The organism is Streptomyces dangxiongensis, assembly GCF_003675325.1.
GTDB lineage: Bacteria > Actinomycetota > Actinomycetes > Streptomycetales > Streptomycetaceae > Streptomyces > Streptomyces dangxiongensis.
This window is the reverse complement of record NZ_CP033073.1, coordinates 6827506-6853402: the sequence shown is the minus strand read 5'-3', so window position 1 is coordinate 6853402 and position 25897 is coordinate 6827506. Positions and strand designations below refer to the sequence as shown.

Here is a 25897-nt window from a genome sequence, read left to right as displayed (position 1 = left end):
TTCACCCAAGCCGCCGCCCAAGCATGGACACACGGCATCACCATCAACTGGCCCACCCTCCTCACCCCCTACAACACCCACCCCACCGAACTACCCCCCTACCCCTTCCAACGCCACCACTACTGGCTCACCCCTGAACGTGGTGGGGCCGACGCCCGTGGGCTGGGTCTGGCGTCGGCCGGGCACCCCCTGCTGGGTGCGGTGGTCGAACTGGCTGAGGACGACCGGCTGGTGTACACGGGGCGGCTCGCCCTCGACACGCAGCCGTGGCTGGCGGACCACGCGGTGCAGGGCACCGTGCTGCTGCCGGGCACCGCGTTCCTGGAACTGGCGATGGCTGTGGGCAGCAGGCTGGGCTGGGAGCGGCTGGCCGAACTCACCCTCCAGACGCCGTTGGTGCTCGAACCGGATGCGGCCGTACAGCTCCGGGTGACCGTCGAACCGCCGGCCGCGAACGGACAGCGGGAGCTGGCCGTGCACTCCCGGCCGCAGGACGCCGGCCCGGGCAGCGCGTGGACGCGGCACGCCTCGGCGCTGCTCGACGTGGGGGACGACGCCCCCGGCTTCGACCTGACCGAGTGGCCGCCGTCCGGTGCCCGCGAGATCGACGTCGACACACGCTACGACACCCTCGCGGAGTCGGGCTACGACTACGGCCCCGCCTTCCAGGGCCTGCGGGCCGCCTGGCGCACCGACCGCGACGTCTATGCCGAGGTGAGCCTGCCGGCCGACCTGGACGGCACCGCCTTCGGTCTGCATCCCGCGGTGCTGGACGCGGCTCTGCACGCGGTCGGCCTGCTCCGCGAGGACGGCGGCACCGTTCTGCCCTTCTCGTGGTCCGGCGTCACCCGCTGTACCGAGGGCGCGGACACCCTGCGGGTGTGGCTGAGCGCGGCCGGCGAGGACGGGGTGAGCCTGCGGGCCGCCGACGGCACGGGGAAGCCGGTGCTGTCCGCGGAGGCGGTCACGATGCGGCCGTACGCCGCCGACCCCGCCGCCGGCCGCGGCACGGACTCGTTGTTCCGGCTGGAGTGGCAGCCGGTCCGGGCCGCCGCGGCCGATGTCGACGCGTGTCCGGTGGCGGACCTGGCCGAGGTGCCGGAACCCGTCCCACAGGTGGTCGCCGTGCGATGTCCGGTCGGGGCGCAGGACTCGGGTGGCACGGGGGCCGGCCTCGCCGGGGACGCGCACCGGGCCGCAGACTGGGCGCTGGGTCTGGTCCAGGGGTGGCTGGCCGATGCCCGTTTCACCGGTTCCCGACTGCTGGTGGTGACCGACGGCGCCGTCGGCCCCGGTGCGGAGCATCCCGCGCAGGCCACGGTGTGGGGTCTGGTCAGGACCGCGCAGTCCGAACACCCCGACCGTTTCTCCCTGTTGGACACGGACCCGGAGCATCCGGTCGGCACGGTGCCCGCGGCCGTACTCACCGAGCCGCAACTCGCTCTGCGTGACGGTACGGCGCTCGCTCCCCGGCTGGTGCGGCACACCGTCGCCGCCGGCCCGACCGGTGGCGCCCGGCTCGACCCGGACGGCACCGTACTCGTCACCGGTGGCACCGGAGTGCTCGGCGCGCTGGTGGCGCGGCGCCTGGTCACCGAGCACGGCGCCCGCCGCCTGCTGCTGGTCAGCCGCCGCGGCCCGGACGCCCCCGGCGCGACGGAACTCGCGACGGAAATCACCGGGTTGGGCGCCGAGGTCACCCTCGCCGCCTGTGACACCGCCGACCGTGACGCGCTCGCGCACCTGCTGAGCGGCGTACGGCTCACCGCCGTCGTACACACCGCGGGGGTGCTGGACGACGGCATGATCGGGTCGCTGACCGCGGACCGGCTGGCCGCCGTTCTACGGCCGAAAGTGGACACCGCCGCGCACCTCGACGAGCTGACGGCCGGACAGGACCTGGCGGCCTTCGTCCTGTTCTCCTCGGTGGCGGGCGTGCTCGGCAATCCGGGGCAGGCCAACTACGCCGCGGCGAACGTCTTCCTCGACACGCTCGCCGCCCGCCGGCGCGCCGCCGGGCACCCGGCGCTGTCGCTCGCCTGGGGCCTGTGGGACGAACGTACGGGGCTCACGGGGCACTTGGACGGTGAGGCCCTCTCGACCCGCGGTGTCTCCCCGCTCTCCACCGAGCAGGGGCTCGGGCTCCTCGACCGGGCTCTCGCCGACGACAGCGCGGTGCTCGTGCCGGCCCGCCTCGAACCGGCCGCGCTGCGCGCCGACGCGCTCGCCGGGACCCTGTCCCCGGTGCTGCGCTCGCTGGTGCGGGTGCCGCAGCGGCGCCCCGGCGAGTCCGGACTGCGCAGCAGGCTCGGCCGGATGTCCCAGGAGGAGGGCCGCCGACTGCTGCTCGACCTCGTACGCGCGCAGCTCGCCGCGGTCATCGGCCGCGACTCCGCGGACGGGATCGCCCCGGACCAGCCGTTCAAGGGCTTCGGCGTCGACTCGCTGCTCGCGGTGCAACTGCGCAACCGCCTCCAGTCCGTCACGGGCCTGCGTCTTCCGGCCACCCTCGTCTTCGACCACCCCACACCGGCCGCCGTCGCCGACTTCGCGCTCGCGCTCGCCCACGAGCGCGCCGGGCGGTCCACCCCGCCCGCCGCTGCCGCCACCGCCGTCGTACCGCGTACGGACGACGACCCGATCGTGATCGTCGGTATGGGGTGCCGTTTCCCGGGCGGGGTGGACTCGCCGGAAGGGCTGTGGCAGGTCGTCGCCCAGCAGCGCGACGTGATCTCCGGCTTCCCGGTGGACCGGGGCTGGGACCTCGACGGCCTCTACCACCCCGACCCGGACCACTCCGGCACCTCCTACGTCCGGCACGGCGGGTTCCTGCACGAGGCCGCCGACTTCGATCCCGCCTTCTTCGGGATCTCGCCGCGCGAGGCGCTGGCGATGGACCCGCAGCAGCGCCTGCTGCTGGAGGTCTCCTGGGAGGCCCTGGAGCGGGCCGGTATCGCGCCCGGGTCACTGCACGGCAGCGACACCGGTGTGTTCGCCGGGGTGATGTACCACGACTACGGCGGTGGCGGCCGGATGCCCAAGGAGGCCGAGGGCCACTTCCTGACCGGCACGACCGGCAGCGTGGCCACCGGCCGGGTGGCTTACACCCTGGGCTTGCAGGGCCCCGCGATGACGGTGGACACCGCGTGTTCGTCGTCCCTGGTCGCCCTGCACCTGGCCGTGCGTGCCCTGCGCTCCGGAGAGTGCTCCCTCGCCCTCGCCGGCGGCGTAGCCGTGATGTCGACTCCGAACACCTTCATCGAGTTCTCGCGTCAGCGAGGGCTCGCGGCCGACGGCCGGTGCAAGTCGTTCTCGGCCGACGCCGACGGCACCGCCTGGGCCGAAGGCGTCGGAATCCTCGTCGTCGAACGACTCTCGGACGCCCGACGACTGGGCCACCACGTACTCGCCGTCGTCGCCGGGACGGCCGTCAACCAGGACGGCGCCTCCAACGGCCTCACCGCACCCAGCGGCCCCGCCCAGGAACGCGTCATCCGAGCCGCCCTCGCAGACGCCGGCCTCACCCCCTCAGCCGTCGACGCCGTCGAAGCCCACGGCACCGGCACCACCCTCGGCGACCCCATCGAAGCACAAGCCCTCCTCGCCACCTACGGCAGCGAACGCGACGGCCAGCCCCTGCTGGTGGGCTCCCTCAAATCCAACCTGGGACACGCCCAGGCCGCCGCAGGAGTCGGCGGCGTCATCAAAATGGTGATGGCACTGCGCCACGGAGAACTGCCCGCCTCACTCCACGTGAACAAGCCCAGCACCCTGGTCGACTGGAACGCGGGCAGTGTCGAGCTGCTCACCAAGCCCCACCCGTGGCCCATGGCCGACGCCAGGACCCGGCGGGCCGGCGTGTCCTCGTTCGGGATCAGCGGCACCAACGCCCACACCATCCTCGAAGAGGCACCCGCCGACGTCAGGGCACCGGAATCGCAGGACCTCCTGGACGGTGGTCAGCTACCGTGGGTGCTGTCGGCGCGGTCGGCGGACGCACTCGCCCAGGCGGCGCGACAACTCGCCGATCACGTGCGGGCGAAGCCCGAACTGGTCCCGGGCGACGTGGCCTTCTCCCTCGCCACCGGGCGCTCCGCGTTCGAGTCCCGGGCCGTCGTCCCGGGCACCGACGGACGCGACGGGCTCCTCGCCGGCCTCGACGCACTCGCCTCCGGCGAGGCCGAGGTCGTGACGGCGCCCGTGTCCGGTGCGAAGCCGGGCCGGGCACCCGAAGCGCCTGTCGTGTTCGTGTTCCCGGGGCAGGGGTCGCAGTGGCCCGGCATGGCCGTCGAACTCCTCGACACCTCACCCGTGTTCCGCGACACCATCACCGCATGCGAGACAGCCCTCGCCCCCTACGTCGACTGGTCCCTGACCGCCGTACTCCACGGCCACCAAGACGCACCCGGCCTCGACCGCGTCGACGTCGTCCAACCCGTCTCCTGGGCCATGATGCTCGCCCTCGCCGCACTCTGGCAGGCCAGCGGCGTCACCCCCCACGCCGTCATCGGCCACTCCCAAGGCGAGATCGCCGCAGCCGTCACCGCAGGCGGACTCACCCTCCAAGACGGCGCACGCATCATCGCCCTCCGCTCCAAAGCCCTCCGCGCACTCTCCGGCACCGGCGCCATGGCCTCCCTCGCACTGGCCGAAACACAGACCCAGGACATCATCACGCCCTGGACCGGCCAGATATTCATCGCCGCGGCCAACGGCCCCACCTCCACCGTCGTCACCGGCCACCCCCACGCACTCGACGAACTCCTCACCCACTGCGAAACCACCGGCATCTGGGCCCGCAAAATCCCCGTCGACTACGCCTCCCACTCCCCCCACGTCGAAACAATCCGCCAAACCCTCGCCCACGACCTGGACGGCATCACCCCCCGCACCGGACACACCCCCTTCCACTCCACCGTCACCGCCGGCCCCCTCGACACCCACCAACTCGACGCCACCTACTGGTACCGCAACCTACGCAACCCCGTACAACTCGCCCCCACCATCACCCAACTCACCACACCCGACACCGTCTTCATCGAAATCAGCGCCCACCCCGTCCTCACCCCCGCCCTCACCGAAACACTCGACACCACCGGCACCGCACTCCCCACCCTCCACCGCAACCAAGCAACCCTCACCCACTTCACCCAAGCCGCCGCCCAAGCATGGACACACGGCATCACCATCAACTGGCCCACCCTCCTCACCCCCTACAACACCCACCCCACCGAACTACCCCCCTACCCCTTCCAACGCCACCACTACTGGCTCACCCCGGAGCCTGTAGCCGTCACGGTGGGTGGACCGGGTCCGCAAGGACAACCCGTGGAACCGGCGCGTCTGTTGGGTGTGCGGCTGCCGTCGCCGCTCGCGCAGGCGCAGTTCGCCGCCCGACTCGACCCGGCGGCGCATCCCTGCCTCGGTGACATCGTGGTCGGTGGACGGCCGGTGGTCGGTGCGGGGGTGTTCCTGGCGTCGGCGATCGAGGCGGTCACCGAGCTGGCCGGGCCGGGGTCGGTGTCCGTCGAGGATCTGGAGCTGCCGCTCGATCTGGTGCTCGCCCCGGCCGGCGCCGATCCGTCCGCGATCAGCGAACGCGCCGTCCAACTCGTCGTGGACGACGGGGCGTTCCGTTACTACGCGCAGGATGCGGCCGGTGGTTGGCAGCTACACGCGCAGGGCCGGGCCCACTCGGGTGCGCCGGCCGCGCCGACGGTGGCGCTCGCGGTGGTGGAGTCGGGCCGGGAGCTGACCGGGGACGAGCTGTACCGGGTGCTGTGGCAGCGCGCGTTGTATCTGGGTTCGGCCGTCCGCTGGGTGGAACGGATCAGGCTCGGCCGGGACGAGGCCACGGCGGTGATCCGGGCCGCCGTGTCGGGTGAGGCGGAACCCTATCTGCTGCATCCGGGGCTGGTCGACGCGATGTTCCATACCGCCCTGGCCTGCTTCCCCACGGGCGGACCGGCCCTCGTGCCGGTCGGGCTGGACCGCTTCGTCCACTACCGCCGTGGTGGTCCCGGGGACGGGCTGCGATGTCACGCCGAACTGTTCGACGGTGGCGCCCGGGCGCGGATCCGGCTCGTCGCGGGAGACGGGCGGCTGGTGGCCGAGGCCGACGGCGTGCGGTTCGCTCCGGTCGCGACCCGGCCCGGGGCGGAACCCGCGGCCGTACCCCCGTCTGTGGTGGTGCCAGGGCCGCGCGAGCGAGCCGCGACTTCGACGGCCCCCGTCGCCGCCCCTGCCCCGGCACCGGTGGACGTGGCCGGAGAAGTGCCCGCCGTGACGCCCGAGGCGGTGCGGGCGTTCGTGGTGCGGACCGTGGCCCAGGCGCTGGGTATGGCGGCGGCCGGGTTCGACGGGCGCCAGCCGTTGCAGGCGCTCGGTCTCGATTCCCTGATCGCGATGAAGATCCGGCTGACCCTGAGCCGGCGGTTCGACGTCCTGCTGCCGATGACGGCTTTCCTCAACGGCCGCAGCAGCGACGACCTCACCGACGAGGTCCTCCGCGCTCTCGGCGCCGCGCCCGAGGCGGAGCCCGCGCAGCAGGACCACGAAGCCGGCGCCGACGCGGACGCCGGGCAGGTCACCGAGGAGGCCGGCACCGCGCCCGGAGGCGAAGAAGCGGAGCGCTACGAGCCGTTCGGCCTCACCGACCTCCAGCAGGCGTACCTCGTCGGTCGCGGTGACGTCTTCGAACTCGGCGGCACCTCCACCTACTTCCAGATCGAGATCGATCTGGAGAACGTGGACACCGGCCGTCTCGCCGCCTCCTTCCGGGCGATGATCGAACGGCACGACATGCTGCGGGCGGTCTTCACGGCCGAGGGTGAGCAGCATGTGCTGCGGGACGTTCCGGCCTACGTGATCCGGGAGAGCGACGTCCGTGCGCTGGACCCGGCCGGGCGTGAGGCCGCACTGACCGGCGTGTACGAGGAGATGCGGCGGCAGGTGTTCGACACCGCCCGCTGGCCGCTGTTCGACGTGCGGGTGACCCGGGTCGACGACCGGGTGATCCGGCTGCACGCCGGCTTCGACGCGCTGATCATCGACGGTTTCAGCACGTCGATCCTGTTCAAGGAGTGGGCCGCGCACTACCGCGGTGAGGAGCTGCCCGAACTGCGGCTGCGCTACCGGGATTACGTCCGGCAGGCGCGTGCCCTGGAGAGCGGGCCCGAGCACGACCGGGCGCTGGCCTACTGGCGGGACCGGCTCGAGACGCTGCCGCCCGCGCCACAACTGCCGCTGGCGGTCGACCCGTCGACCCTGGACCGGCCGGTGTTCAACCACCGGGGCGCGACCCTGTCGAGCCGGGACTGGTCCCGGTTCAAACGGCACGCGGCGGCGGCCGGGGTCAGCGCGTCCGCGGCCCTGTGCACCGCGTACTCGCAGGTGATCGGGGCGTGGAGTGCCACCCCGGACTTCTCGCTGAACCTGCTGTTCTTCAACCGGCTGCCGCTTCACCCGCAGGTCGGTGACGTCGTCGGCAACTTCTCCACCACCCTGCTGCTGGAGATCCGCGACGCGGCCACCGAGGCGTTCGCCCGCCGTGCCGAAGAGGTGCAGCGCCGGCTGTGGAGCGACATGGAGCACAGTCAGGTCAGCGGGGTGCAGGTGCTCAGGGAGCTGAACCGGGCCCGGGGCGGTTCGGTGCGGGCCGCCGCGCCGGTCGTCTTCACCAGCCTGGTGAACTTCACCGGTCAGCAGGACACCGAGCAGCGGGGGGTCGTGCAGTACCTGGCGGGGATCGGTGAGAACGGCCGCCAGGTCAGCAGTTCGGTCCGCACCCCGCAGGTGTGGCTGGACCACCAGGCGGTCGAGGAGGCCGGTGAGCTGGTCCTGAACTGGGACGTGATCGAGGAGCTGTTCCCGGCGGGCTGTGTCGACGCGATGTTCGCCGCCTATCTGAGGTTGCTGCACGACCTGTCGCGCGACCCGGCGGCCTGGCAGCGGCCCGTGCCCGTTCTCGTCCCGGCGGCCGACCTGGACGTGCGGGCCGAGGCGAACGCCACCGACGGGCCCGTCCCGGCCGGGCTGCTGCACGAGGGGGTCCTCGCCCAGGCCGCGTCGCGCCCGGACGAGCCCGCGGTGATCACGCCGGCGCTGACACTGACGTACGCCGGTCTCGACCGCCGGTCCAACGAGGTGGGGCACCGGCTGCGCGCTCAGGGGGCCGGTCCCGGCGATCTGGTGGCCATCGTGATGGACAAGGGCTGGGAGCAGGTCGTCGCGGCGCTCGGCATCCTGCGGGCCGGGGCGGCGTACGTCCCGATCGACGCCGCCGTGCCCGCCGAGCGGCTGCGAGTGCTGCTGGACAGCGGCGGGATCAGCCACGTCGTCACCCAGCCGTGGGTGGAGGACACCGCCGTGTGGCCGCGGGGCGTGGCCAGGACCGTGGTGCGGGCCGGCGACGCCGGTGACGACCGGCCGCTCGGCCCGTGCGGCGCCGGGCCCGCCGACCTCGCCTACGTGATCTTCACCTCGGGCTCCACCGGGTTGCCGAAGGGCGTGATGATCGAGCACGGGGCGGCCCTGAACACGGTGGTCGACGTCAACGAGCGTTACCGCGTCACCGCGGCGGACCGGGCGCTGGGGCTGTCCGCGCTCAACTTCGACCTGTCGGTCTACGACGTCTTCGGCATGCTGTCGGTGGGCGGCGCGCTCGTCCTGCCCGAGCCGTCAGCGCACCGCGAGCCGGCCCGCTGGGCGGAACTCGTCGCCGAGCACCGGGTGACCGTCTGGAACAGCGTGCCGGCGCTGATGGAGATGTTCACCGAACACGCCCTCGCGGGCGGGCTGACCGGGCTGCCGGTGCGGCTGGTGATGATGAGCGGGGACTGGATCCCGGTGACGCTGCCCGGCCGGATCCGGCTGCTGCTGCCGGACGTCGAGCAGTGGAGCCTCGGCGGTGCCACCGAGGCGTCGATCTGGTCGATCTGCCAGCCGATCGGGCAGGTCGGGGACGACTGGGTGAGCATTCCCTACGGCAGGGCGATGCGTAACCAGCGCTTCCACGTCCTCGACGGCGCGATGCGGCCCTGCCCGGTGTGGGTGCCGGGTGATCTCTACATCGCCGGTGTCGGTCTGGCCCGCGGGTATCTGAACGACGAGGCGAAGACCCGGGCCGCCTTCGTGCACCACCCGGTCACCGGTGAGCGGCTGTACCGCACCGGCGACCTGGGGCGTTTCCTGCCGGACGGCACCATCGAGTTCCTCGGCCGACAGGACTGCCAGGTGAAGATCCAGGGGTACCGGATCGAGCTGGGCGAGGTGGAGGCCGCCCTCACCCAGTGCGAGGGGGTGCGGGCCGCCGCGGTCGTCGCGGCGGGCGAACAGCACGGCCCCAAGCGGCTGATCGCCTACGTCGTCCTCGACGACGGGCGGGAGGACACCGAGGCCGGGATCACCGAGGCGCTGCGCCGTGCGGTGCCACGGTATCTGGTGCCGCAGCGGATCCTCGTCCTGGACGAACTGCCGCTGAGCGACAACGGGAAGGTCCTGCGGGCGGCGCTGCCCGCGCCGGACGAGATGGCCCGCGAAGGCACCGGTTTCGTCGCGCCCCGCGACGACGTGGAGCGCCGTCTGGCCGAGATCTGGGCGGAGTTCTTCGGTCTGGCCGAGGTCGGGGTGACCGCCGGCTTCTTCGAACTCGGCGGTGACTCGCTGCTCGCGGTGCGGCTGATGGCCAGGATCGCCCGCGGTCTGGGCCGCAGCCTGCCGCTGTCCACGCTCTTCGCCCGGCCGACCATCGAACTGCTCGCCCAGGCGGTCCGGGAGGCCGGCAGCGGGGAGGCCGGTCGCACGGCGCTGGTGCCGGTGCGCACCACCGGTTCGAAGCCCCCGCTGGTCTTCGTGCACCCGGTCGGCGGTGACGTGCTCTGCTACGCGGAACTCGCCGAACTCCTCGGCGAGGAGCAGCCGTTCTACGCGCTCCAGTCGCCGGACGCCGAGCTGCTCAGTGTCGAGGCCATGGCCGCGCACTACGCGGCGGCGGTCCGTGAGGCGCTGCCCGAGGGCCCGTACCGGCTGGGAGGCTGGTCGATGGGCGGGGTGATCGCCCTGGAGACGGCGGTCCAGCTCACCGCGGCGGGTGCCGAGGTGGACCTGCTGGCCGTGGTGGACCTGCTGGAGCCGCCCGGGCCGGCCGACGCGCCCGTCACCGACGAGGTGCTGCTGTCCTGGTTCGCCCGGGACCTGGCGGGTCTGGCCGGCGTGGACTGGGAGCTGCCGCCCGAGGCGTTCGACGGCCGCCCGCCGGTGCGGGTGCTGCACAGCGAGGCGTGCGCGGCCGGGGCGTTGTCGGACGACGTCGACCTCGACACGCTGAGCCGCATCCTCACCCGGTTCCGGAACAACTACCGGGCCCTGTTGAGCCATTCGCCCCGCGGGTTCGCGGGCCGGGTGCTGGCCCTGCGGGCCGCGGACGGCGGTGCGACGGCCGAGACCGCGTCGCGCTGGATGGCGTACTTCCCCGGTGACGCCGACCTCGTCGACGTTCCGGGCGACCACTACACGGTGATGCGCGGCGAGGGGCTGCGCGTTCTGGCCGGCGAGCTGCGCCGGGCACTCGACGCCGGCTGACCGGCCGGCCGGGCCGTCACACCGGCGGCCCGGCCGGTCCGCCCCGGACAGGTCCTGCGGGGCCGGCGGGCGCGGTGGGTCCGGCGGGTCCAGTCCAAGGAGTGAGGACAATCGGTATGCGAACTGATCAGGCCGCCGACCCGAAGCGGTGGCTGATACTGGGCGCGATGGCGTTGATGATGTTCATCGCGACCATCGACAACACGGTGATGACCGTGGGCCTCGCGTCGATCCAGAGCGGACTGGGCGAGTCCAACGCCCAGTTGCAGTGGTCGATGGACGCCTACACGCTCACCTTCGCGGCGCTGCTGTTCACCGCGGGCATCCTCGGTGACCGGTTCGGGCGGCGGCGGGTGCTGCTGGCCGGTCTCGTGGTCTTCCTCGGCGCGTCCCTCGCCGGTGCGTGGTCCTCCAGCCCGGCCGAACTCATCGGCTGGCGAGCCGTGATGGGCGTCGGCGCCTCCGTCGTGCCGGGCTGCACGATGGCCGTCATCGCGAGCGTGTTCCCCGCCGGGGAGCGGGCCAGGGCCATCGGATACTGGTCGATGTCGGCCGGTATCGGCATCGCGGCCGGGCCGGTCGTCGGCGGCGCGCTGCTGTCCACCTTCTGGTGGGGGACGCTGCTGCTGGTCAACGTGCCCTTCGCGGTCGTCGCGCTGGCGATGGTCGGCGTGCTGGTGCCGGCGAACCGTGGCATCGGGGCTCCCCGGGTGGACGTCGCCGGGGTGCTGCTGTCGGTCGGCGGTGTCGGCGCCCTCGTCTACGGGGTGATCGAGGGCGGTGAGGAGAGCAACTGGCTGGAGGGGGTCGTGCTCGGTCCGATCCTGCTGGGTCTTGCCCTGCTCACCGTGATGGTGCTGGCCGCCCGCCGCAGGGACCAGCCCGCGTTCGACCCGTCGCTGTTCACCGACCGGCGGTTCGCGATCGGCGCGGCGGCGCTGGCCGCGTCGTTCTTCGTCGCGACGGGGGCGACATACGTCCTCTCCTTCTACCTCCAGCAGTTGCGCGACTTCACGCCCGTGCAGGCCGGGCTGCTGACGCTGCCGCTCGCCGTCGGCTCGACGGTGTCCGGTGCCGCCGCCACCCGGCTGATCGCCCGCTGGAGACCCGCGGTCGCGCTCGGCGGCAGCGGAGTGCTGATGGCCGCCGGCTGTGTCTTCTACGCGGTGCTGGACGCCACGACACCGGTCTGGCTCTTCGAGGTCGTGCACGCGCTGTTCGGGCTGGGCTTCGGGGCGACGTTCGCGGTGGGCATGGCGGCGACGATGTCCGCGGTGCGGCCCGCGAAGGCCGGCGCCGGGTCCGCCGTGGCCAACACGGTGCGGCATCTGGGTACGGCCTTCGGTGTCGCGGTGCTCGGCTCCGTCCTGGGGTCGGTGTACCGGCACTCCCTGGGCGGCGCGGCCGGGGCACTGCCGGCCGGGGCGCGGACCTCCCTCGGCGGCACCCTGCGGGCGGTCGTACACGCTCCGCCGGGCCTGCGCGGAGCCGTGGCGGCCGACGCCGACAGCGCGTTCCTGACCGGGCTGCACGCCGCGATGTGGGTCGCGGCCGTGGTGTGCGCCGCCGCCTCCGCCGTCGTCCTGGCCGGCCTGCGCGGCGGCCCCGCCCCGGCCCGCCCGGTCACCGGCCGGCGACCGCGCGCGGTCGCCGGAGAGACCCGATGAGCGCCCTGCCGGCCACCGTGCCGGTCGCCGTCGTAGGAGCGGGCCAGTCCGGACTCGCCGTCGGGTACTACCTGCGGCAGGCCGGCGTGCCCTGCGTGCTGCTCGACGCCGGGAGCGCGGTCGGGGAGACATGGCGGCGGCGCTGGGACTCGCTGAGACTGTTCACGTCCGCGCGGTTCTCCGCGCTGCCGGGCCTGCCCTTCCCCGGCCCCGGCGCGCGCTACCCCGGCAAGGAGGAGGTCGTGGCGTACCTGCGTGAGTACGCGCGGCGGTTCGACCTCCCCGTGCTGCCCGGCCACCGCGTGCTGGCCCTGCGCGGTGACGGCGACGGCTATCTCCTGACCACCCCGCACGGCGACTGCCGGGCCGGCCAGGTCGTCATCGCGACCGGCGCGTTCGGTACCCCGCGGATCCCGGAGTTCGCCGCCGCGCTCAGCCCGGAGATCCCCTCCCTGCACACCGGTGACTACCACGGCCCCGCGCAGATCCCGCCGGGCACGGTGGTGATCGTCGGTGACGGCAACTCCGGGCGGCAGATAGCCGTGGAGCTGGCCGGCACCCACCGGGTGGTGCTGAGCTGCGGGGACACCGTCTCACCGCGGCTGCCGCAGACCGTCGTCGGGCGGGACATGTTCTGGTGGATGAGCGTCCTCGGCGTGATGAGCATGCCGGTGAACATGCAGGCACCGGACCCGGTCGTCGGCGACCGGGTGCCCGCGCTGGTCGCGGACGGCCGTATCCGGACGGTGGGCCGGATCACCGCGGCCCGGGGCGCCGAGCTGCTGGTCCCGGACGGCGAGCGCCTCAGGCCGTCCGCGGTGATCTGGGCGACCGGCTACCGCACCGACTGGAGCTGGCTCGACCCGGCGATGCTCGACGAGTCCGGGCAGCCCCGGCACACCGAGGGCGTGGGGGTGCTGCCCGGCAGCTACTACCTGGGCCTGTACCGGATGCGCACCCGCGGTTCGGCGCTGCTCGGCTTCGTCGGCCGGGACGCCGAACGCATCGCGGCCGCGGCCGTCACCACAGCCCGAGGCACTCCGACCGCTTCCCCCGCTGCGAAAGGCGAACCGGCATGACCACGATCCTCGTCACCGAACTCGACGTGCTGGAAGCACTGTTGGCGTTCGACTTCATCGGGTTCGCGCAGAAGTCCACCACCCTGGATCCCGCCGACCCCCACTACGGGCAGGCGGTCGGCGCCGCGTTCGCACTGGCGGTCCGCCGCCGGTTCCCGCGCGGCGCGGCACCGGAGGAGATCAGCGGCTACGTCACCGGCGTACTCGGCTCGCTGGAGGCCGGCGCGGAGGACTTCCCCCCGGCGTTCCTCGAAGGCCTGGTCACCGAGGGGCTGTACGGTCGGGAGGCGTCCGACGGAGGGCACGCGGACCCCGAGACGGTGCTCCAGGCCCGGCTGCTGCTGACCTTCCGATTGGTACGGGAGCTGGGTCTCGACGCGGACGCGCAGCGGGAGTTGCTGACCGAGGCGGCCCGACGGGTGTCCGTCTGAAAGGTACCGGGGCGGGCACCGGGTGACCGAGTGCCCACCTGAGGCGTGTCGCGGTGGCGCCCCGGACGGCCGGGGCGCCTCCTGTGGTGGCCGCTGGTGACCCGGGCGGCGCGAACACCACAGCCCGCTCACGGCACGGACGCAAACCCGGGAAGCCGCGGTGCGGCCTGACCCCGGGCCGCCTGGGCCGTGCCACGCCTCCCGGACGCCCGCGTTGCGCCGCGCTCCCCGCACGCCCGCGCCCTGCCTCGGTTCTCAACCGCCTACGCCGCGCCGCCGTCCCCCGGTGCCTGCGCCGTGGTGCCGTCCCCGGATGCCGTGGGCGTCTTCGTGGCGGAGCCCTGCGCGGCGGACGAGACGTGCAGGGCGCCCTCCGCGTACATCGCCCGCACCGACCGCTTGTCGTACTTGCCGACACTGGTCTTCGGGACCGCGTCCACGAACGACCACCGCTCCGGGACCCACCAGCGGGCCACCCGCCCGGCCAGGAACTCCCGCAGCTCGTCGGCGCCGACCTCGGCGCCCGGCACCAACGACACGCAGGCCAGCGGGCGTTCCTCCCAGCGTGGGTCGGGCACACCGACCACGACGGCCTCCAGCACCGCGGGGTGCTCGATGATCGCGTTCTCCAGCTCGATGGTGGAGATCCACTCGCCGCCGCTCTTGATGCCGTCCTTGAGCCGGTCGCTGACCACCACCCAGCCGCCCGGCTCGATCACTCCCAGGTCGCCGGTGCGCAGCCAGCCGTCGTGGAACTTCTCGGCGGAATCGGGGGTGTTGTAGTAGGAGCCGGTCACCCACGGCCCGCGCAGCTCCAGTTCGCCGACCGAGGTGCCGTCCCACGGTTGTTCGGTGCCGTCCTCCGCGATCAGCCGCACCTCGACGCAGGGCATCAGCCGGCCGCTCTTGGCGAGCCAGTCGACCTCCTCCTCGTCGGGGGTGCCGTGCGGCGGGACCGCGAAGGTGGCCAGCGGACTGGTCTCGGTCAGGCCCCAGCCCTGCTTCAGCCGGATGCCGTAGCGGTCCTTGAGCTGCTGGAGCAGGGCGCGCGGCGGGGTGGCACCGCCGCAGCCGGCCAGCCGTACGCCGCTCAGGTCCAGCGGGTGGTGTTCGCCGTGGTGCACCAGGCTGTTCCAGATCGTGCAGATCGCCGCCACCCCGGTGGGCCGCTCCTCGTTGATGATCCGGGCCAGCTCCGGGGGGTGCAGCAGCCGCCCGTTCATGATCAGGTCGGCGCCCGCCAGCCAGGCCGCGTACGGCCAGCCCCAGGCGTTGGCGTGGAACATGGGCACGATCGGCAGGATCCGGTCGCCGTCGCGCATCGCGAAACCGGCGCCGGCCGACACCCCGAGCGTGTGCAGGAAGATCGACCGGTGGCTGTAGGCCACGCCCTTGGGGTGGCCGGTGGTGCCGGTCGTGTAGCAGAGCGCCGCCGCCTCCCGTTCGTCCAGGTCGGGCCAGGCGAAGCCGGGCCGCTCGGCGGCCAGCAGCTCGTCCCAGCGGTGTACGGCGATGTGCCCGGGGAGGTCCGGCTTCGGGGTGTCGCCGATGACGACGACGTGGCGCACGCTGCCCAGCCGGTCCCGCAGCGGGGCGAGTGTCTCCAGCAGGGTCGCGTCGACCAGGAGGACGGCGTCCTCGGCGTGTTCGACGATGTAGCCCAACTGGTCCGGATGCAGGCGGAGGTTGAGAGTGTGCAGCACCGCGCCCATGCTCGGTACGGCGAAGTACGCCACGAGGTGTTCGGGGATGTTCCAGGCCAGCGTGGCCACCCGTTCTCCGGGCCGCACCCCCAGCCGGTTCAGCGCCGCGGCGAGCCGCTCGGCCTGGGTGGCGATGCCGGCGAAGGACTGTGAGGAGCGTGCGGCCGGCCCGTCGGCGCAGCGCACGACCCGGCTGTCCGCGTAGACGCGCTGCCCGTGGCGGAGGATGTCGCGGACGAGCAGTGGACGGTCCTGCATCGTGCTCTTCATGGCGGCCCCTTGGAGGTGCGCGGTCAGAAGGTGCTCCGGCGTCGTACCCCGCCTGTCGTCCGGGAGACCCGGACGACAGGCGGGGGCCGCACAGGGAGCCCTGACGGCGGGCGGCAGGCCGGCCCACTGCCCGCCGCCCGGTGCTAGTAGAGGGTGCCGTGCAGGCTCGCGGTGACGTGGGACGTGTCCTTGAGGTTGACCACGGAGTTCATTCGTCCGCCACCGGTGGCGGACGCGTAGGCACCGGTGCCGCCGATGACCAGATACGTGCCGGACGGGTGGACGACGGGGTTCTCCGTGAGCGGCGCGGTGAGGTGATAGGTAAGGGTGATCGTGTTTCCGGCACCGGCGCCGATGACCGCCGTCCCGTTGATGTCGTACTGCCCGGGAAGGCTCAGCGTGCAGGCCTTCTCCTGGTCCTGCCAGGTGCCGTTGCCGCCGATGGGCGTGCCGGCGGCGCGCCCCTGCGCGGTCACGTCGAAACCCCCGCAGGTCACGGTGTCCGGGTCCGCGGAGACGGTCGCCGCGAAGTGCGCGGTGATGTTCATGTCGTGACCGTGCTGGTCGGCTGCGTGCGTGGCACCGGCCGTGTACCCGGCCAGCAGCAGTGCTGCGGCCGTCGCACCGGTGGAACGCGCCAGCCATTGACGGACAGCTTTTCTCAAGACGTCCTCCGTCTGTCATGAACAGTCAGGTCTGGGGTCGGCAGGCAGCACCGGCCGGTCGCTGTCGACCGGCCGTGGCCTGCTGTGGGATCTCGCGCGTCAGTCGCCCTGTCGGGGTCTCCCCCTCCCCGGGGCACGCGACACGGCCGTCCTCCACGCCGGCGTCAGTCGGGCAACGGAGCGCGGGCAACGTCCGTTGAGGACATTTTCCCTGCCGATGTCCCTTCCGTCGAGGCGTTTGACACATTGTCCTGCTTTCGGATCTGCGTTCTATGCGACCGGCCGAGCAGCCTTCGCCGGTCCGGACCGCACCGGCGCGCCGCCCCGCTGACGCGCACGGCCGTGCCGGGCACGCGATGCTGGTGGACGGAACAGGTCCGTGCGAGGCCAGGAGGCTCGGCCGGTGATCGCCGTCAACCCGACGAACAGCGCCTCGGTACTGGCCGCCTTCGGCGCGCTGGGCGTCCTGGCGGTGATCTTCGCCGAGTCCGGTCTGCTCGTCGTCGGCTTCTTCCTGCCCGGTGACACGCTGCTGTTCCCGGCCGGGGTGCTGTGCGCGGGCAGTGCCGGGCAGCCGCCGCGCCTGGAGCTGTGGCAGGTGCTGGTGTGCGCGGCGGTCGGGGCGGTGGCGGGCGGCCAGGTGGGGTACGTGATCGGGCGGCACGGCGGGCGGGCGCTGCTGGCGCGCACCTCCAGCCGACGGGTGAAGGACGCGGCGGCGCGGGCGGAGGAGCTGCTGGCACGCTACGGCCACGGCAAGGCGCTGGTGATCGGCCGGTTCGTACCGGTGCTGCGCACTGTCGTGCACCCGGTGGCGGGTGCCCTGGGCGTGCCCGTGCGGGCCTTCACCCTGTGGCAGACCGTGGGCGGTGTCCTGTGGTCGCAGACGCTGGTCCTGGCCGGCTACCTCCTCGGCGCGTCCGTGCCGCACGTCGACGACTACCTGCTGCCGCTGGTCGCCCTGGTGGTGGTGCTGTCACTGCTGCCCCTGCTGGCCGAAACCCGCCGCGCCCGCCGCGAACGACGCGGCCCCACACCCTGACCCCGCCCACACCCTGACCCCGCCCACACGCTGACCCCGCCCAGGCACGGCACGCGGCCGGCGGGGCCGGTGTCAGCGGGGCTCGCGCGGCGTGCGTCCCTCGGGGCGCGGGCGGTCCGGGCGGCGCGGGCGGTGGACCGTGTTCGTCTCCCCCCGGCCGCGCGCGCGTGCCCGGGGCCGTCCGGTCCGCCGGTCCCGCCGCACCACCGGGACGGGCGTCCGGCGTGCCCGGCCAGGTGCACCCCGAGCCCATGGAGGGGGCCACGCCGGCCACAGGCACTCCTGTCCGTGGAGGGTGTCGAGGAGCCGGTCACGTTCTGGATCTCGCGCGGCCGGTACGAGGTGTGGAGCCGCACCCGGCTGATCGTGGACGTCGTACCGGGGCGGGGCAGCGGCTTCTCGCTGGAGGCGCCCGAGAGCGTGCGTTTTCTCACCCGTTCTCGCGTAGTAGACGCCTGGTCGGCCTGTCGGCCGCCGGAGTCTGGTGCACTGGCTCTGCCCGAGGGACGGTTGACGAGACATCAGGGGGCACGGTGACGAGACGTCGCAGGCGTTCGGCAGCGAGCAGAGCGGTTCTCACGACGGTCACGGCGTTCGGCATGCTGGCCGGTACGGCGTCGGCGGTGGCGGCCGCGGACCCGGCGGGCCGGCGGATCGCGCCGGGCGTGACCTACCGGCAGTTCGACATCGACGCCCGCGCGGGGACGGCCCGCGCTCATCTGCTCACGGTCGACCTGGCCAACCCGCACGTCCGGGTCGACCTGCTCTATCCGGGCGCGGTGGCGGCCCGGGCCACCGTCTCCCGGCTGGCGGACTCGGCCGGGGCGGTCGGGGGCGTCAACGGTGACTTCTTCCACGTCACCGAGACACAGCATCCGGGCGTGCAGGCCACCGGCGCGTCCGTCGGACCGGCCGTCGCGGCCGGGCAGGCACTCAAGGCGGCCGTGCCCGAGGGCCAGCGGTTCGGTCCGGCGCTGCCCTCCGGGACGACCACGCAGGACGTCTTCGGCGTGGGCATGGACCGGCGGGCCCGCCTGGACCGGCTCTCCCTGGCGGGCACCGTCGGCACGCCGGACGGCCGGCTGGCCCTCAAAGGTCTCAACCAGTACGCCCTGCCGGTGAACTCCGTCGGCGCCTTCACCGCGAAGTGGGGCAGCGCCTCCCGGGCGCGGGCCGTCTGCGGCACCGACACCCAGCGGTCCGCGCCGTGCAGCGACGACACCTACGAGGTGCAGGTGCGCGCCGGCCGGGTGGCCTCCGTCTCCGGCGCGCCGGGCAGCGGCGCGATCCCGGCGGACACCACGGTCCTGGTGGGCCGGGAGGAGGGCGCGCGGAAGCTGCGCACGCTGTCGGTCGGGGACCCGGTGGAGGTCACGCACCGCCTGGTGGCGGCCGCGTCCGGGGTGCCGTACACGTTCGCGATCGGCGGCTTCCCGGTGCTGCGCGGCGGTGCGCCGCCGGCCGGGCTGGACGACGTCACCTCGGCGGTGCGCACGGTCGTGGGCTACAAGGGCGCTGGACAGCAGTTGCTGCTCTTGGCGCTGGACGGCTCCGCGGACTACCGCGGCGGCCTGACCGTCGCGGAGGAGGCGGACACCATGCGGTCGCTGGGCGCCTCCGACGCCTTCAACCTCGACGGCGGCGGCTCGACGGAGCTGGTCACCCGCGCCATGGGCGCCGACGCCGTGTCGGTCCGCAACCACCCGAGCGGCGGCGCCGAGCGTCCGGTGCCGAACGGCATCGGCGTCTTCTCCACCGGGTGACTCAGGGCCGCAGGCTGCTCACCAGGTCGGCGGTCGCGGTGAGCCCGCTGTGGATGGTGGGCGCCATGCTGGTGCTGGCCAGGTAGAAGCCGAGCATCATGCAGACCAGGGCGTGGGACACCTTCAGCGCGCCGTTGCGCATGAAGATCACGGCCAGGATCAGGAGCAGCAGCACCACAGAGATGGAAATGGCCATCAGAACCTCCTCCGCCACGCCCCATGTGCGGCGTTCGGCCGCAAGTGTGGCGTAGCGGAGGGTCTGTCCGGGTCGCTGACGTGTCCGCCGTTCGTGTGGTGTCACACGGAGGGGTGGGCGTCCAGGAAGGCTTTCAGGCCGACGGGGTCGTCGGTGGTGAGGTGGTCGACGCCCGCGGCGAGCAGTTCCGTCCACAGCGCGTCCCGGGCGGGGCCGGCCGTGTCGGGGGTGGCCCCCGGAAGCGGACCGCCGGCCCTGCGCCATCCCGTTGTGGGCGTGGGCGTGCCACGGCGGGAGTGGGCGGTGCCGCCTCCCGGGGGATGCCGGATGGGACCGAAGGGAGTATGCGTTCGGCATCTCACAACAGGCCCCATCCGGCGGGAAGTCCGCGCTCTGTGTGTTCCGCCGGGGACCCCGCGCCCGGCCCGCGCCCGGCGGTCAGGGTCCCTGGAGACCGACCAGTTCCGCCAGCGCCGAGCGGTGTGCGCCCGCGGTGCCGTAGGCGATGGAGTCGGCCTTGGCCCGCTTCAGGTGCAGGTGGGCCGGGTGTTCCCAGGTCATGCCGATGCCGCCGTGGAGTTGTACCGCCTCCTCGGTGGCGCGGACGGCGACGGGGGCGGCGTAGGCCTGGGCGACGGCCACGGTGACGTCGGTGTCCTGACCGGTGGCGAGGGCGTCCGCCGCGGCGCGGGCGGTGGCCCGGAGGTGGACGACCTCCAGCCATAGCTGGGCGAGCCGGTGCTTGAGCGCCTGGAACCCGCCGACCGGCCGGTTGAACTGCTTGCGCTCCTTCAGGTAGCGGACCGTTTCGGTCAGCGCCCAGTCGGCCACGCCGAGTTGCTCCGAGGCGAGCAGTCCGGCGGCGGCGCGCAGGGCCCGGCGTACGGCGGGTCCGGCGTCGCCGACGCGGCGGCCGGCCGCGCCGGCCAGGGTGACGGTGGCGAGGGGGCGGGTGAGGTCCAGGGAGACCTGCGGGGTGACCGTCACGGCGTCGGCGGTCACGGCGTACAGACCGTCGTCATCGGCCGGGACGAGCAGCACGTCGGCGACGGCCGCGTCCGCGATGCCGGTCAACTCGCCGTGCAGGGTGCCGTTCTCGACGCGTACGGTGGCGAAGGCGGCGTCCGGGGCGTGGTGCAGTCCGACGGCGAGGACGCCGATGGTGCGCCCGGAGGCCAGCCGGCCGAGCAACTCCTCGTCGGCGCAGGCGAGCAGGGCCTCGGTGGCCACGACGGCGCTCGTGAGGTACGGCACGGGGGCGACCGCCCGCCCCAGCTCCTCGAGCACGACCGCGGCCTCGCGGGCGGAGGCGCCCTGGCCGCCCTGCGCCTCGGGCACCAGGAGGCCGGCCAGGCCCATGCCGTCGGCGAGCAGCTTCCACAGGGCGAGGTCGTGCGGGGCGTCCGACTCGGTGCGGCTGATCACGTCGGCCGGGGCGCAGTGGTCCGTGAGCAGGTCGCAGACGGCGGCACGCAGCGCCTCTTCCTCCTCGGAGTAGAGGAGATCGGGCTGTGTACTCATCGGGCCAGGTCCTTCCAGGCGACGTCCTTGTCGGTGCGCGGCTCGGCGGGCAGGCCCAGGACGCGCTCGGCGACGATGTTCAGCAGGACCTCGCTGGTCCCGCCCTCGATGCTGTTGCCCTTGGAACGCAGGTAGCGGTATCCGGCGTCCCGGCCGGTGAAGTCGACGAGTTCGGGGCGGCGCATGGTCCAGTCGTCGTACAACAGGCCCTCCTCGCCTCGGAGTTCGACTTCGAGGCCGCTGATCTCCTGGTTGAGGCGGGCGAAGGCGAGCTTCATGCCGGAGCCCTCGTAGCCGGGCTGGCCGGCGACGAGCTGCTGACGCAGGCGTTCGCCGGTGAACCGGGTGACCTCGGCCTCGACCCACAGCCGCAGCAGGCGCTGGTGCAGGTCGTGGGTGCGCAGTCCGGGACGTTCGCGCCAGGTCCGGGCGACGGGGCCGATCATGCCGCCCTCGCGGGGCACGGCCATGCCGCCGATGGAGACACGTTCGTTCATCAGGGTGGTCTGCGCGACCCGCCACCCGTCACCGGCCTCGCCGAGGCGGCGGGTGTCGGGGATGCGGACGTCGGCGAGGAAGACCTCGTTGAACTCGGCCTCGCCGGTGATCTGGCGCAGGGGCCGGACCTCGACGCCCGGATCGGTCATGTCGCAGACGAAGTAGGTGATGCCCTGGTGCTTGGGCACGTCGGGGGCGGTGCGGGCGATGAGGATGGCCCAGCGGGCCACGTGCGCGCTCGACGTCCACACCTTCTGCCCGTTGACGATCCACTCGTCGCCCTCGCGCACCGCGCGGGTGCCGAGCGCGGCCAGGTCGGAACCGGCGCCGGGCTCGCTGAAGAGCTGGCACCAGACCTCCTCGCCGGTCCACAGGGGCCGCAGGTAGCGCCGCTTCTGTTCCTCGGTGCCGTACGCGAGGATCGTCGGCGCGGCCATGCCCAGGCCGATGCCGATGCGCCGGGGGTCGTTGTCGGGGGCGCCGGCGGCCTCCAGTTCGGCGTTGACGACGCCCTGGAGGGAGCGCGGGGCGCCGAGCCCGCCGAGGCCCTCCGGGTAGTGCACCCAGGCCAGCCCGGCGTCGAAACGGGCCCGGAGGAAGTCCAGGCGGTCGGTGCTCGCGGGCGGATGCTGCGCCAGCAACTCCTGTGTACGGCGGCGCAGTTCCTCGGTGTCGGTCATGCGGCGGCTCCCTTCTCCAGGACGACGGCCACCCGGCCGGTGGTCACTCCGTCGGCGACCCGCTGCACGGCGTGCGCCGCCTCGGTGAGCGGCACGCGCTCGCTCACCAGCGGCTTGATCGCGCCGCGGGCGGCCAGTTCGGTCAGTTCCTCGTGGCAGCGCCGGATCAGCTCGGGGTTCTTGGTGTTGTACAGGCCCCAGTGCAGGCCGAGGATGGTGTAGTTCTTCACCAGGGCGTGGTTGAGGGCCGGGCTCGGAATGGTGCCGCTGGCGAAGCCGACGACGACGATCCGGCCCTCGAAGGCGGCCAGCTTCGCGGACTGTGTGTAGGCCTCGCCGCCGACCGGGTCGTAGATCACGTCGGCGCCCCGGCCGCCGGTCGCCTCCTTGACGGCGGCGACGACGTCCTGGGCACGCCGGTCGACCACCACGTCACAGCCCAGGTCGCGGGCGACGGCGGCCTTGTCCGCGCCGCCCACGACACCGATCACGGTGGCGCCGGCGGCCTTGCCGAGCTGTACGGCGGCGCTGCCCACACCGCCGGCGGCGGCGTGCACCAGCAGGGTCTCCCCCGCCTCCAGGCGGGCGCGGCGGTGCAGGCCGAACCAGCCCGTCTGGTAGCCGATGTGCAGCGCGGCGGCCTCGGCGTCGTCCAGCGAACCGGGCGCGGGGAGCAGGGCCCGGGCATCGGCGAGGGCGTACTCGGCGAAGCCGCCGTGGGGCAGGGCGGGGGTGGCGAGCACGCGCCGGCCGTCCTCGGTCTCGCCGCAGATCTCCACGCCCGGGGTGAAGGGCAGGGGCGGGCGCATCTGGTACTGGCCCCGGCACAGCAGCGCGTCCGGGAAGTTGATGTTGGCGGCGCGCACCCGCAGCAGCACCTGGCCGTCGCCCGGCGTGGGCGGCTCCACGTCGGCGATGCGCATCACCTCGCCGGGCTCGCCGTTCTCGTGCACTTGCCATGCCTGCATGGGGGGCCTCCACGGGACTGCTTCGTCTGACCGGGTCCGACGGCATACTAAGCGGTCGCTTGCCAATCAGGGAACAGTCGGGTGCGTCACGTACGAGCCGGCCGCGCCCGTACGTGCATCCGCTCGCCCTGCGGCCCGAAGAGGCTGAGGAACTCCACGGGCCCCTCCCCCGCCGACCCGAACCAGTGCGGCACCCGCGTGTCGAACTCCGCCGCCTCCCCCGCCGTCAGCACCACGTCGTGCTCGCCGAGCACCAGCCGCAACCGCCCGGACAGCACGTACAGCCACTCGTAGCCCTCGTGGGTGCGCGGCTCCGGCGGCCGGCTGCGTTCGGGTTCGCGCACCTTGTACGCCTGGAGGCCGCCGGGCTGACGGGTCAGCGGCCAGAACGTGCGGCCGTTGCGCTGGACGGGCTTCGCCCGCACCCGGGGGTCGCCGGCCGGCGGGGCTCCGACCAGCTCGTCCAGCGGGACCTGGTGGGCCTCGGCGATGGGCAGGAGCAGCTCCAGGCTGGGCCTGCGCAGGCCGGACTCCAGCCGGGACAGGGTGCTGACGGAGATGCCGGTGGCCTGGGACAGGGCCGCCAGGGTCACCTCCCGCTCCTTCCGGATCCGCCGCAGCCGCGGCCCCACCTCGGCGAGGACTTCGTCGGTACTCATGCCCGTATTGCAGGTTCGGCAAGGACGTTTGTCAATACGGCACATCCCCGGCGGCGGCCGGGAGCGGGGTGGGCGTCGACCGGCCGGCGGGTGGGTCGGTACCGCTCCTCGCCTGCCGCGGCCGTCCGGGTGTGGGCGGCGCACCCGCGGTGCACCATAACTGCATGCTGCTGACCCGGTTGGCCGAGGTGTCCCGGGAGGTCGCCGCGACGGCGGCCCGGTCCCGCAAGACGGCGCTGCTCGCGGAGCTGTTCCGCGACGCGGAGGCGGACGACGTGCCCATCGTCATTCCCTACCTGGCCGGACGGCTGCCGCAGGGCCGGCTCGGGGTCGGCTGGAAGGTGCTGGGCCGCCCGGTCCCGCCGGCGGCCGAGCCCACGCTCACCGTCCGGGAGGTCGACGCCCGCCTCACCGAGCTGGGCAAGGTCTCCGGGCCCGGCTCCCAGGCGGAGCGGGCCCGGATCGTCGGCGAGCTGATGGGCGCGGCCACGGAGGCGGAACAACGCTTCCTGCTCGGCCTGCTCAGCGGCGAGGTCCGGCAGGGCGCGCTGGACGCGGTCGCGGTGGAGGGGCTGGCCCGGGCGACCGGCGCGGACCCGGCCGACGTACGGCGGGCCGTGATGCTCGCGGGTTCGCTGCGGACGGTGGCCCGGGCACTGCTCGGCGAGGGCCCGCAGGCGCTGGAGGGGTTCCGGCTCACCGTCGGCCGCCCGGTGCTGCCCATGCTGGCGCACAGTGCCTCCTCGGTCGCGGAGGCGGTGGAGAAGCTGGGCGCGTGCGCGGTGGAGGAGAAGCTGGACGGCATCCGGGTCCAGGTCCACCGGGACGGCGACACGGTACGGGTGCACACCCGCACCCTGGACGACATCACCGACCGGCTGCCCGAAGTGGTCGCCGCAGCACTGGAGTTGCGCGGTGAGCGCTTCGTCCTGGACGGCGAGGTGATCTCGTTCGACGCGGGTGGGCGGCCCCGGTCCTTCCAGGAGACGGCGGGCCGGGTGGGCTCGCGCACGGACGTGGTGAGGGCCGCCGGCCGGACCCCGGTCTCCCCCGTCTTCTTCGACGCCCTCTTCGTCGAGGGCCGCGATCTGCTCGACCTGCCCTTCGCCGAGCGGCACGCGGAGCTGGCCCGGCTGGTGCCCGAACCCATGCGGGTGCGCCGGACGACGGCCTCGGACCCGCGGGACACCCCGGAGGCGGAACGGTTCCTCGCCGACACCCTGGCCCGCGGCCACGAGGGCGTGGTGGTGAAGGCACTGGACGCGCCGTACAGCGCGGGCCGGCGCGGTGCCTCCTGGCTCAAGGTCAAGCCCGTCCACACGCTGGACCTGGTGGTCATGGCGGCCGAATGGGGCCACGGCCGCCGCACCGGCAGGCTCTCCAACCTCCATCTGGGCGCCCGCAACCCGGACGGCACCTTCACGATGCTCGGCAAGACCTTCAAGGGCATGACCGACGCGATGCTCACCTGGCAGACCGAACGGCTCCAGGAACTGGCGGTCGAGGACGACGGCTGGGTGGTCCGGGTCCGCCCCGAACTCGTCGTGGAGATCGCCTACGACGGCCTCCAGCGCTCCTCCCGCTATCCGGCCGGTGTGACCCTCCGCTTCGCCCGCGTGGTCCGCTACCGGGAGGACAAGCGCCCGGAGGAGGCCGATACCGTGGAGACCCTGCTGGCGGCCCACCCGGAGGTCACACCGTGACGGTGCGCGCGACGAAGCGCAGTGCGGGACTGCTGTTGTTCCGGCACACCGAGGACGGGCTGGAGGTGTTGCTCGGCCATATGGGCGGCCCGCTCTGGGCGAAGAAGGACGCGGGTGCGTGGACCGTGCCCAAGGGCGAGTACGAGCCGGACGAACCGGCCTGGGAGGCGGCCCGGCGGGAGTTCCGGGAGGAGCTGGGGCTCGCACCGCCCGACGGGGAGGCCATAGCACTGGGTGAGGTCGTGCAGCGCAGCGGGAAGATCGTCACCGCCTGGGCGCTGGAGGGGGACCTCGACCCGGAGGCGATCGTCCCCGGCACCTTCACCATGGAGTGGCCGCCGAGGTCCGGCCGCAGGCAGGAGTTCCCGGAGCTGGACCGGGTGGCGTGGTTCGCCCCGGACCGGGCCCGTGCGGTGATCATCACGGCGCAGGCCGCGTTTCTGGACCGGCTGGCGGAGCACCAGGGCTGAA

General features: G+C 73.4%; 16 protein-coding genes and 1 pseudogene. 9 read left to right on the top strand and 8 right to left on the bottom strand.

The annotated features are described in order from the left end of the window. Positions 1–201 precede the first annotated feature (201 nt). From D9753_RS38285 to D9753_RS31035, 4 genes are all read left to right on the top strand, one after another. Positions 202–10581 (top strand): non-ribosomal peptide synthetase/type I polyketide synthase, encoded by a 10380-nt coding sequence (locus D9753_RS38285; RefSeq protein WP_240468505.1) that lies wholly within the window; start codon positions 202–204, stop codon positions 10579–10581. A 116-nt stretch (positions 10582–10697) separates the two neighbouring features. Next, entirely contained in the window at positions 10698–12248 is a 1551-nt protein-coding gene (locus D9753_RS31045; protein WP_121790014.1) for an MFS transporter, read from the top strand. Beyond that, entirely contained in the window at positions 12245–13327 is a 1083-nt protein-coding gene (locus D9753_RS31040) for a flavin-containing monooxygenase (RefSeq protein ID WP_121790013.1), read from the top strand. Before D9753_RS31045 ends, D9753_RS31040 begins: the two co-directional genes overlap by 4 nt. Next, positions 13324–13758, top strand: a complete 435-nt coding sequence (locus tag D9753_RS31035) for a hypothetical protein (RefSeq protein WP_121790012.1) — start codon at positions 13324–13326, stop codon at positions 13756–13758. Before D9753_RS31040 ends, D9753_RS31035 begins: the two co-directional genes overlap by 4 nt. Before the next feature lie 263 nt (positions 13759–14021). On the opposite strand, the gene D9753_RS31030 is transcribed toward D9753_RS31035, so the two are convergent. Both D9753_RS31030 and D9753_RS31025 read right to left on the bottom strand, forming a co-directional pair. Continuing rightward, positions 14022–15731, bottom strand: coding sequence for a long-chain fatty acid--CoA ligase (locus tag D9753_RS31030; protein WP_121790011.1), 1710 nt, complete (start codon positions 15729–15731; stop codon positions 14022–14024). A gap of 143 nt (positions 15732–15874) precedes the next feature. After that, positions 15875–16396 (bottom strand): hypothetical protein, encoded by a 522-nt coding sequence (locus D9753_RS31025; RefSeq protein ID WP_121790010.1) that lies wholly within the window; start codon positions 16394–16396, stop codon positions 15875–15877. A 403-nt stretch (positions 16397–16799) separates the two neighbouring features. On the opposite strand from D9753_RS31025, the gene D9753_RS31020 reads away from it, so the two are divergent. The 3 genes from D9753_RS31020 to D9753_RS31010 all read left to right on the top strand — a co-directional run bounded on the left by D9753_RS31020 (position 16800) and on the right by D9753_RS31010 (position 19201). Further along, positions 16800–17438, top strand: coding sequence for a DedA family protein (locus D9753_RS31020; RefSeq protein WP_121790009.1), 639 nt, complete (start codon positions 16800–16802; stop codon positions 17436–17438). Between the two features lie 69 nt (positions 17439–17507). After that, on the top strand, positions 17508–17975 hold the full coding sequence (locus tag D9753_RS39480) for a DUF779 domain-containing protein (RefSeq protein WP_394346774.1): 468 nt from the start codon (positions 17508–17510) through the stop codon (positions 17973–17975). 62 nt (positions 17976–18037) lie between these two features. Next, positions 18038–19201 carry a phosphodiester glycosidase family protein gene (locus tag D9753_RS31010; RefSeq protein WP_121790008.1) on the top strand — a complete coding sequence of 388 codons (1164 nt, stop codon included), beginning with the start codon at positions 18038–18040 and terminating at the stop codon, positions 19199–19201. A gap of 1 nt (position 19202) precedes the next feature. On the opposite strand, the gene D9753_RS31005 is transcribed toward D9753_RS31010, so the two are convergent. The 6 genes and pseudogenes from D9753_RS31005 to D9753_RS30980 form a co-directional block, all read right to left on the bottom strand. Continuing rightward, positions 19203–19397 carry a hypothetical protein gene (locus tag D9753_RS31005; protein ID WP_121790007.1) on the bottom strand — a complete coding sequence of 65 codons (195 nt, stop codon included), beginning with the start codon at positions 19395–19397 and terminating at the stop codon, positions 19203–19205. Positions 19398–19498: 101 nt separating this feature from the next. Next, a pseudogene (locus tag D9753_RS36770) lies at positions 19499–19630 on the bottom strand (hypothetical protein); the annotation flags it as partial. Between the two features lie 205 nt (positions 19631–19835). Beyond that, positions 19836–20918: an acyl-CoA dehydrogenase family protein gene (locus D9753_RS30995; protein WP_121790005.1), complete on the bottom strand. Its 1083-nt coding sequence runs from the start codon at positions 20916–20918 to the stop codon at positions 19836–19838. After that, complete coding sequence (locus tag D9753_RS30990; RefSeq protein WP_121790004.1) at positions 20915–22096, bottom strand: acyl-CoA dehydrogenase family protein; 1182 nt, start codon at positions 22094–22096, stop codon at positions 20915–20917. The genes D9753_RS30995 and D9753_RS30990 overlap by 4 nt, the downstream gene beginning before the upstream one ends. Next, positions 22093–23064: an NADPH:quinone oxidoreductase family protein gene (locus D9753_RS30985; protein ID WP_121790003.1), complete on the bottom strand. Its 972-nt coding sequence runs from the start codon at positions 23062–23064 to the stop codon at positions 22093–22095. Before D9753_RS30985 ends, D9753_RS30990 begins: the two co-directional genes overlap by 4 nt. An 86-nt stretch (positions 23065–23150) precedes the next feature. Beyond that, positions 23151–23723, bottom strand: a complete 573-nt coding sequence (locus D9753_RS30980; protein WP_121790002.1) for a helix-turn-helix domain-containing protein — start codon at positions 23721–23723, stop codon at positions 23151–23153. A 164-nt stretch (positions 23724–23887) separates the two neighbouring features. Here D9753_RS30980 and D9753_RS30975 point away from each other — a divergent pair, with 164 nt between their 5' ends. After that, a complete protein-coding gene (locus D9753_RS30975) occupies positions 23888–25426 on the top strand; it encodes an ATP-dependent DNA ligase (protein WP_121790001.1) in 1539 nt (512 codons plus the stop codon). Beyond that, the gene (locus tag D9753_RS30970) at positions 25423–25896 is read left to right on the top strand and encodes an NUDIX domain-containing protein (protein ID WP_121790000.1); all 474 of its coding nucleotides are present in this window, start codon (positions 25423–25425) and stop codon (positions 25894–25896) included. Before D9753_RS30975 ends, D9753_RS30970 begins: the two co-directional genes overlap by 4 nt. Position 25897 lies beyond the last annotated feature (1 nt).

Coding starts and splice junctions, on each gene's coding strand:
- D9753_RS31045 (WP_121790014.1), top strand. CDS start 10,698: ATGCGAACTGATCAGGCCGCCGACCCGAAGCGGTGGCTGATACTGGGC.
- D9753_RS31040 (WP_121790013.1), top strand. CDS start 12,245: ATGAGCGCCCTGCCGGCCACCGTGCCGGTCGCCGTCGTAGGAGCGGGC.
- D9753_RS31035 (WP_121790012.1), top strand. CDS start 13,324: ATGACCACGATCCTCGTCACCGAACTCGACGTGCTGGAAGCACTGTTG.
- D9753_RS31030 (WP_121790011.1), bottom strand. CDS start 15,731: ATGAAGAGCACGATGCAGGACCGTCCACTGCTCGTCCGCGACATCCTC.
- D9753_RS31010 (WP_121790008.1), top strand. CDS start 18,038: ATGCTGGCCGGTACGGCGTCGGCGGTGGCGGCCGCGGACCCGGCGGGC.
- D9753_RS31005 (WP_121790007.1), bottom strand. CDS start 19,397: ATGGCCATTTCCATCTCTGTGGTGCTGCTGCTCCTGATCCTGGCCGTG.
- D9753_RS30995 (WP_121790005.1), bottom strand. CDS start 20,918: ATGAGTACACAGCCCGATCTCCTCTACTCCGAGGAGGAAGAGGCGCTG.
- D9753_RS30990 (WP_121790004.1), bottom strand. CDS start 22,096: ATGACCGACACCGAGGAACTGCGCCGCCGTACACAGGAGTTGCTGGCG.
- D9753_RS30985 (WP_121790003.1), bottom strand. CDS start 23,064: ATGCAGGCATGGCAAGTGCACGAGAACGGCGAGCCCGGCGAGGTGATG.
- D9753_RS30980 (WP_121790002.1), bottom strand. CDS start 23,723: ATGAGTACCGACGAAGTCCTCGCCGAGGTGGGGCCGCGGCTGCGGCGG.
- D9753_RS30975 (WP_121790001.1), top strand. CDS start 23,888: ATGCTGCTGACCCGGTTGGCCGAGGTGTCCCGGGAGGTCGCCGCGACG.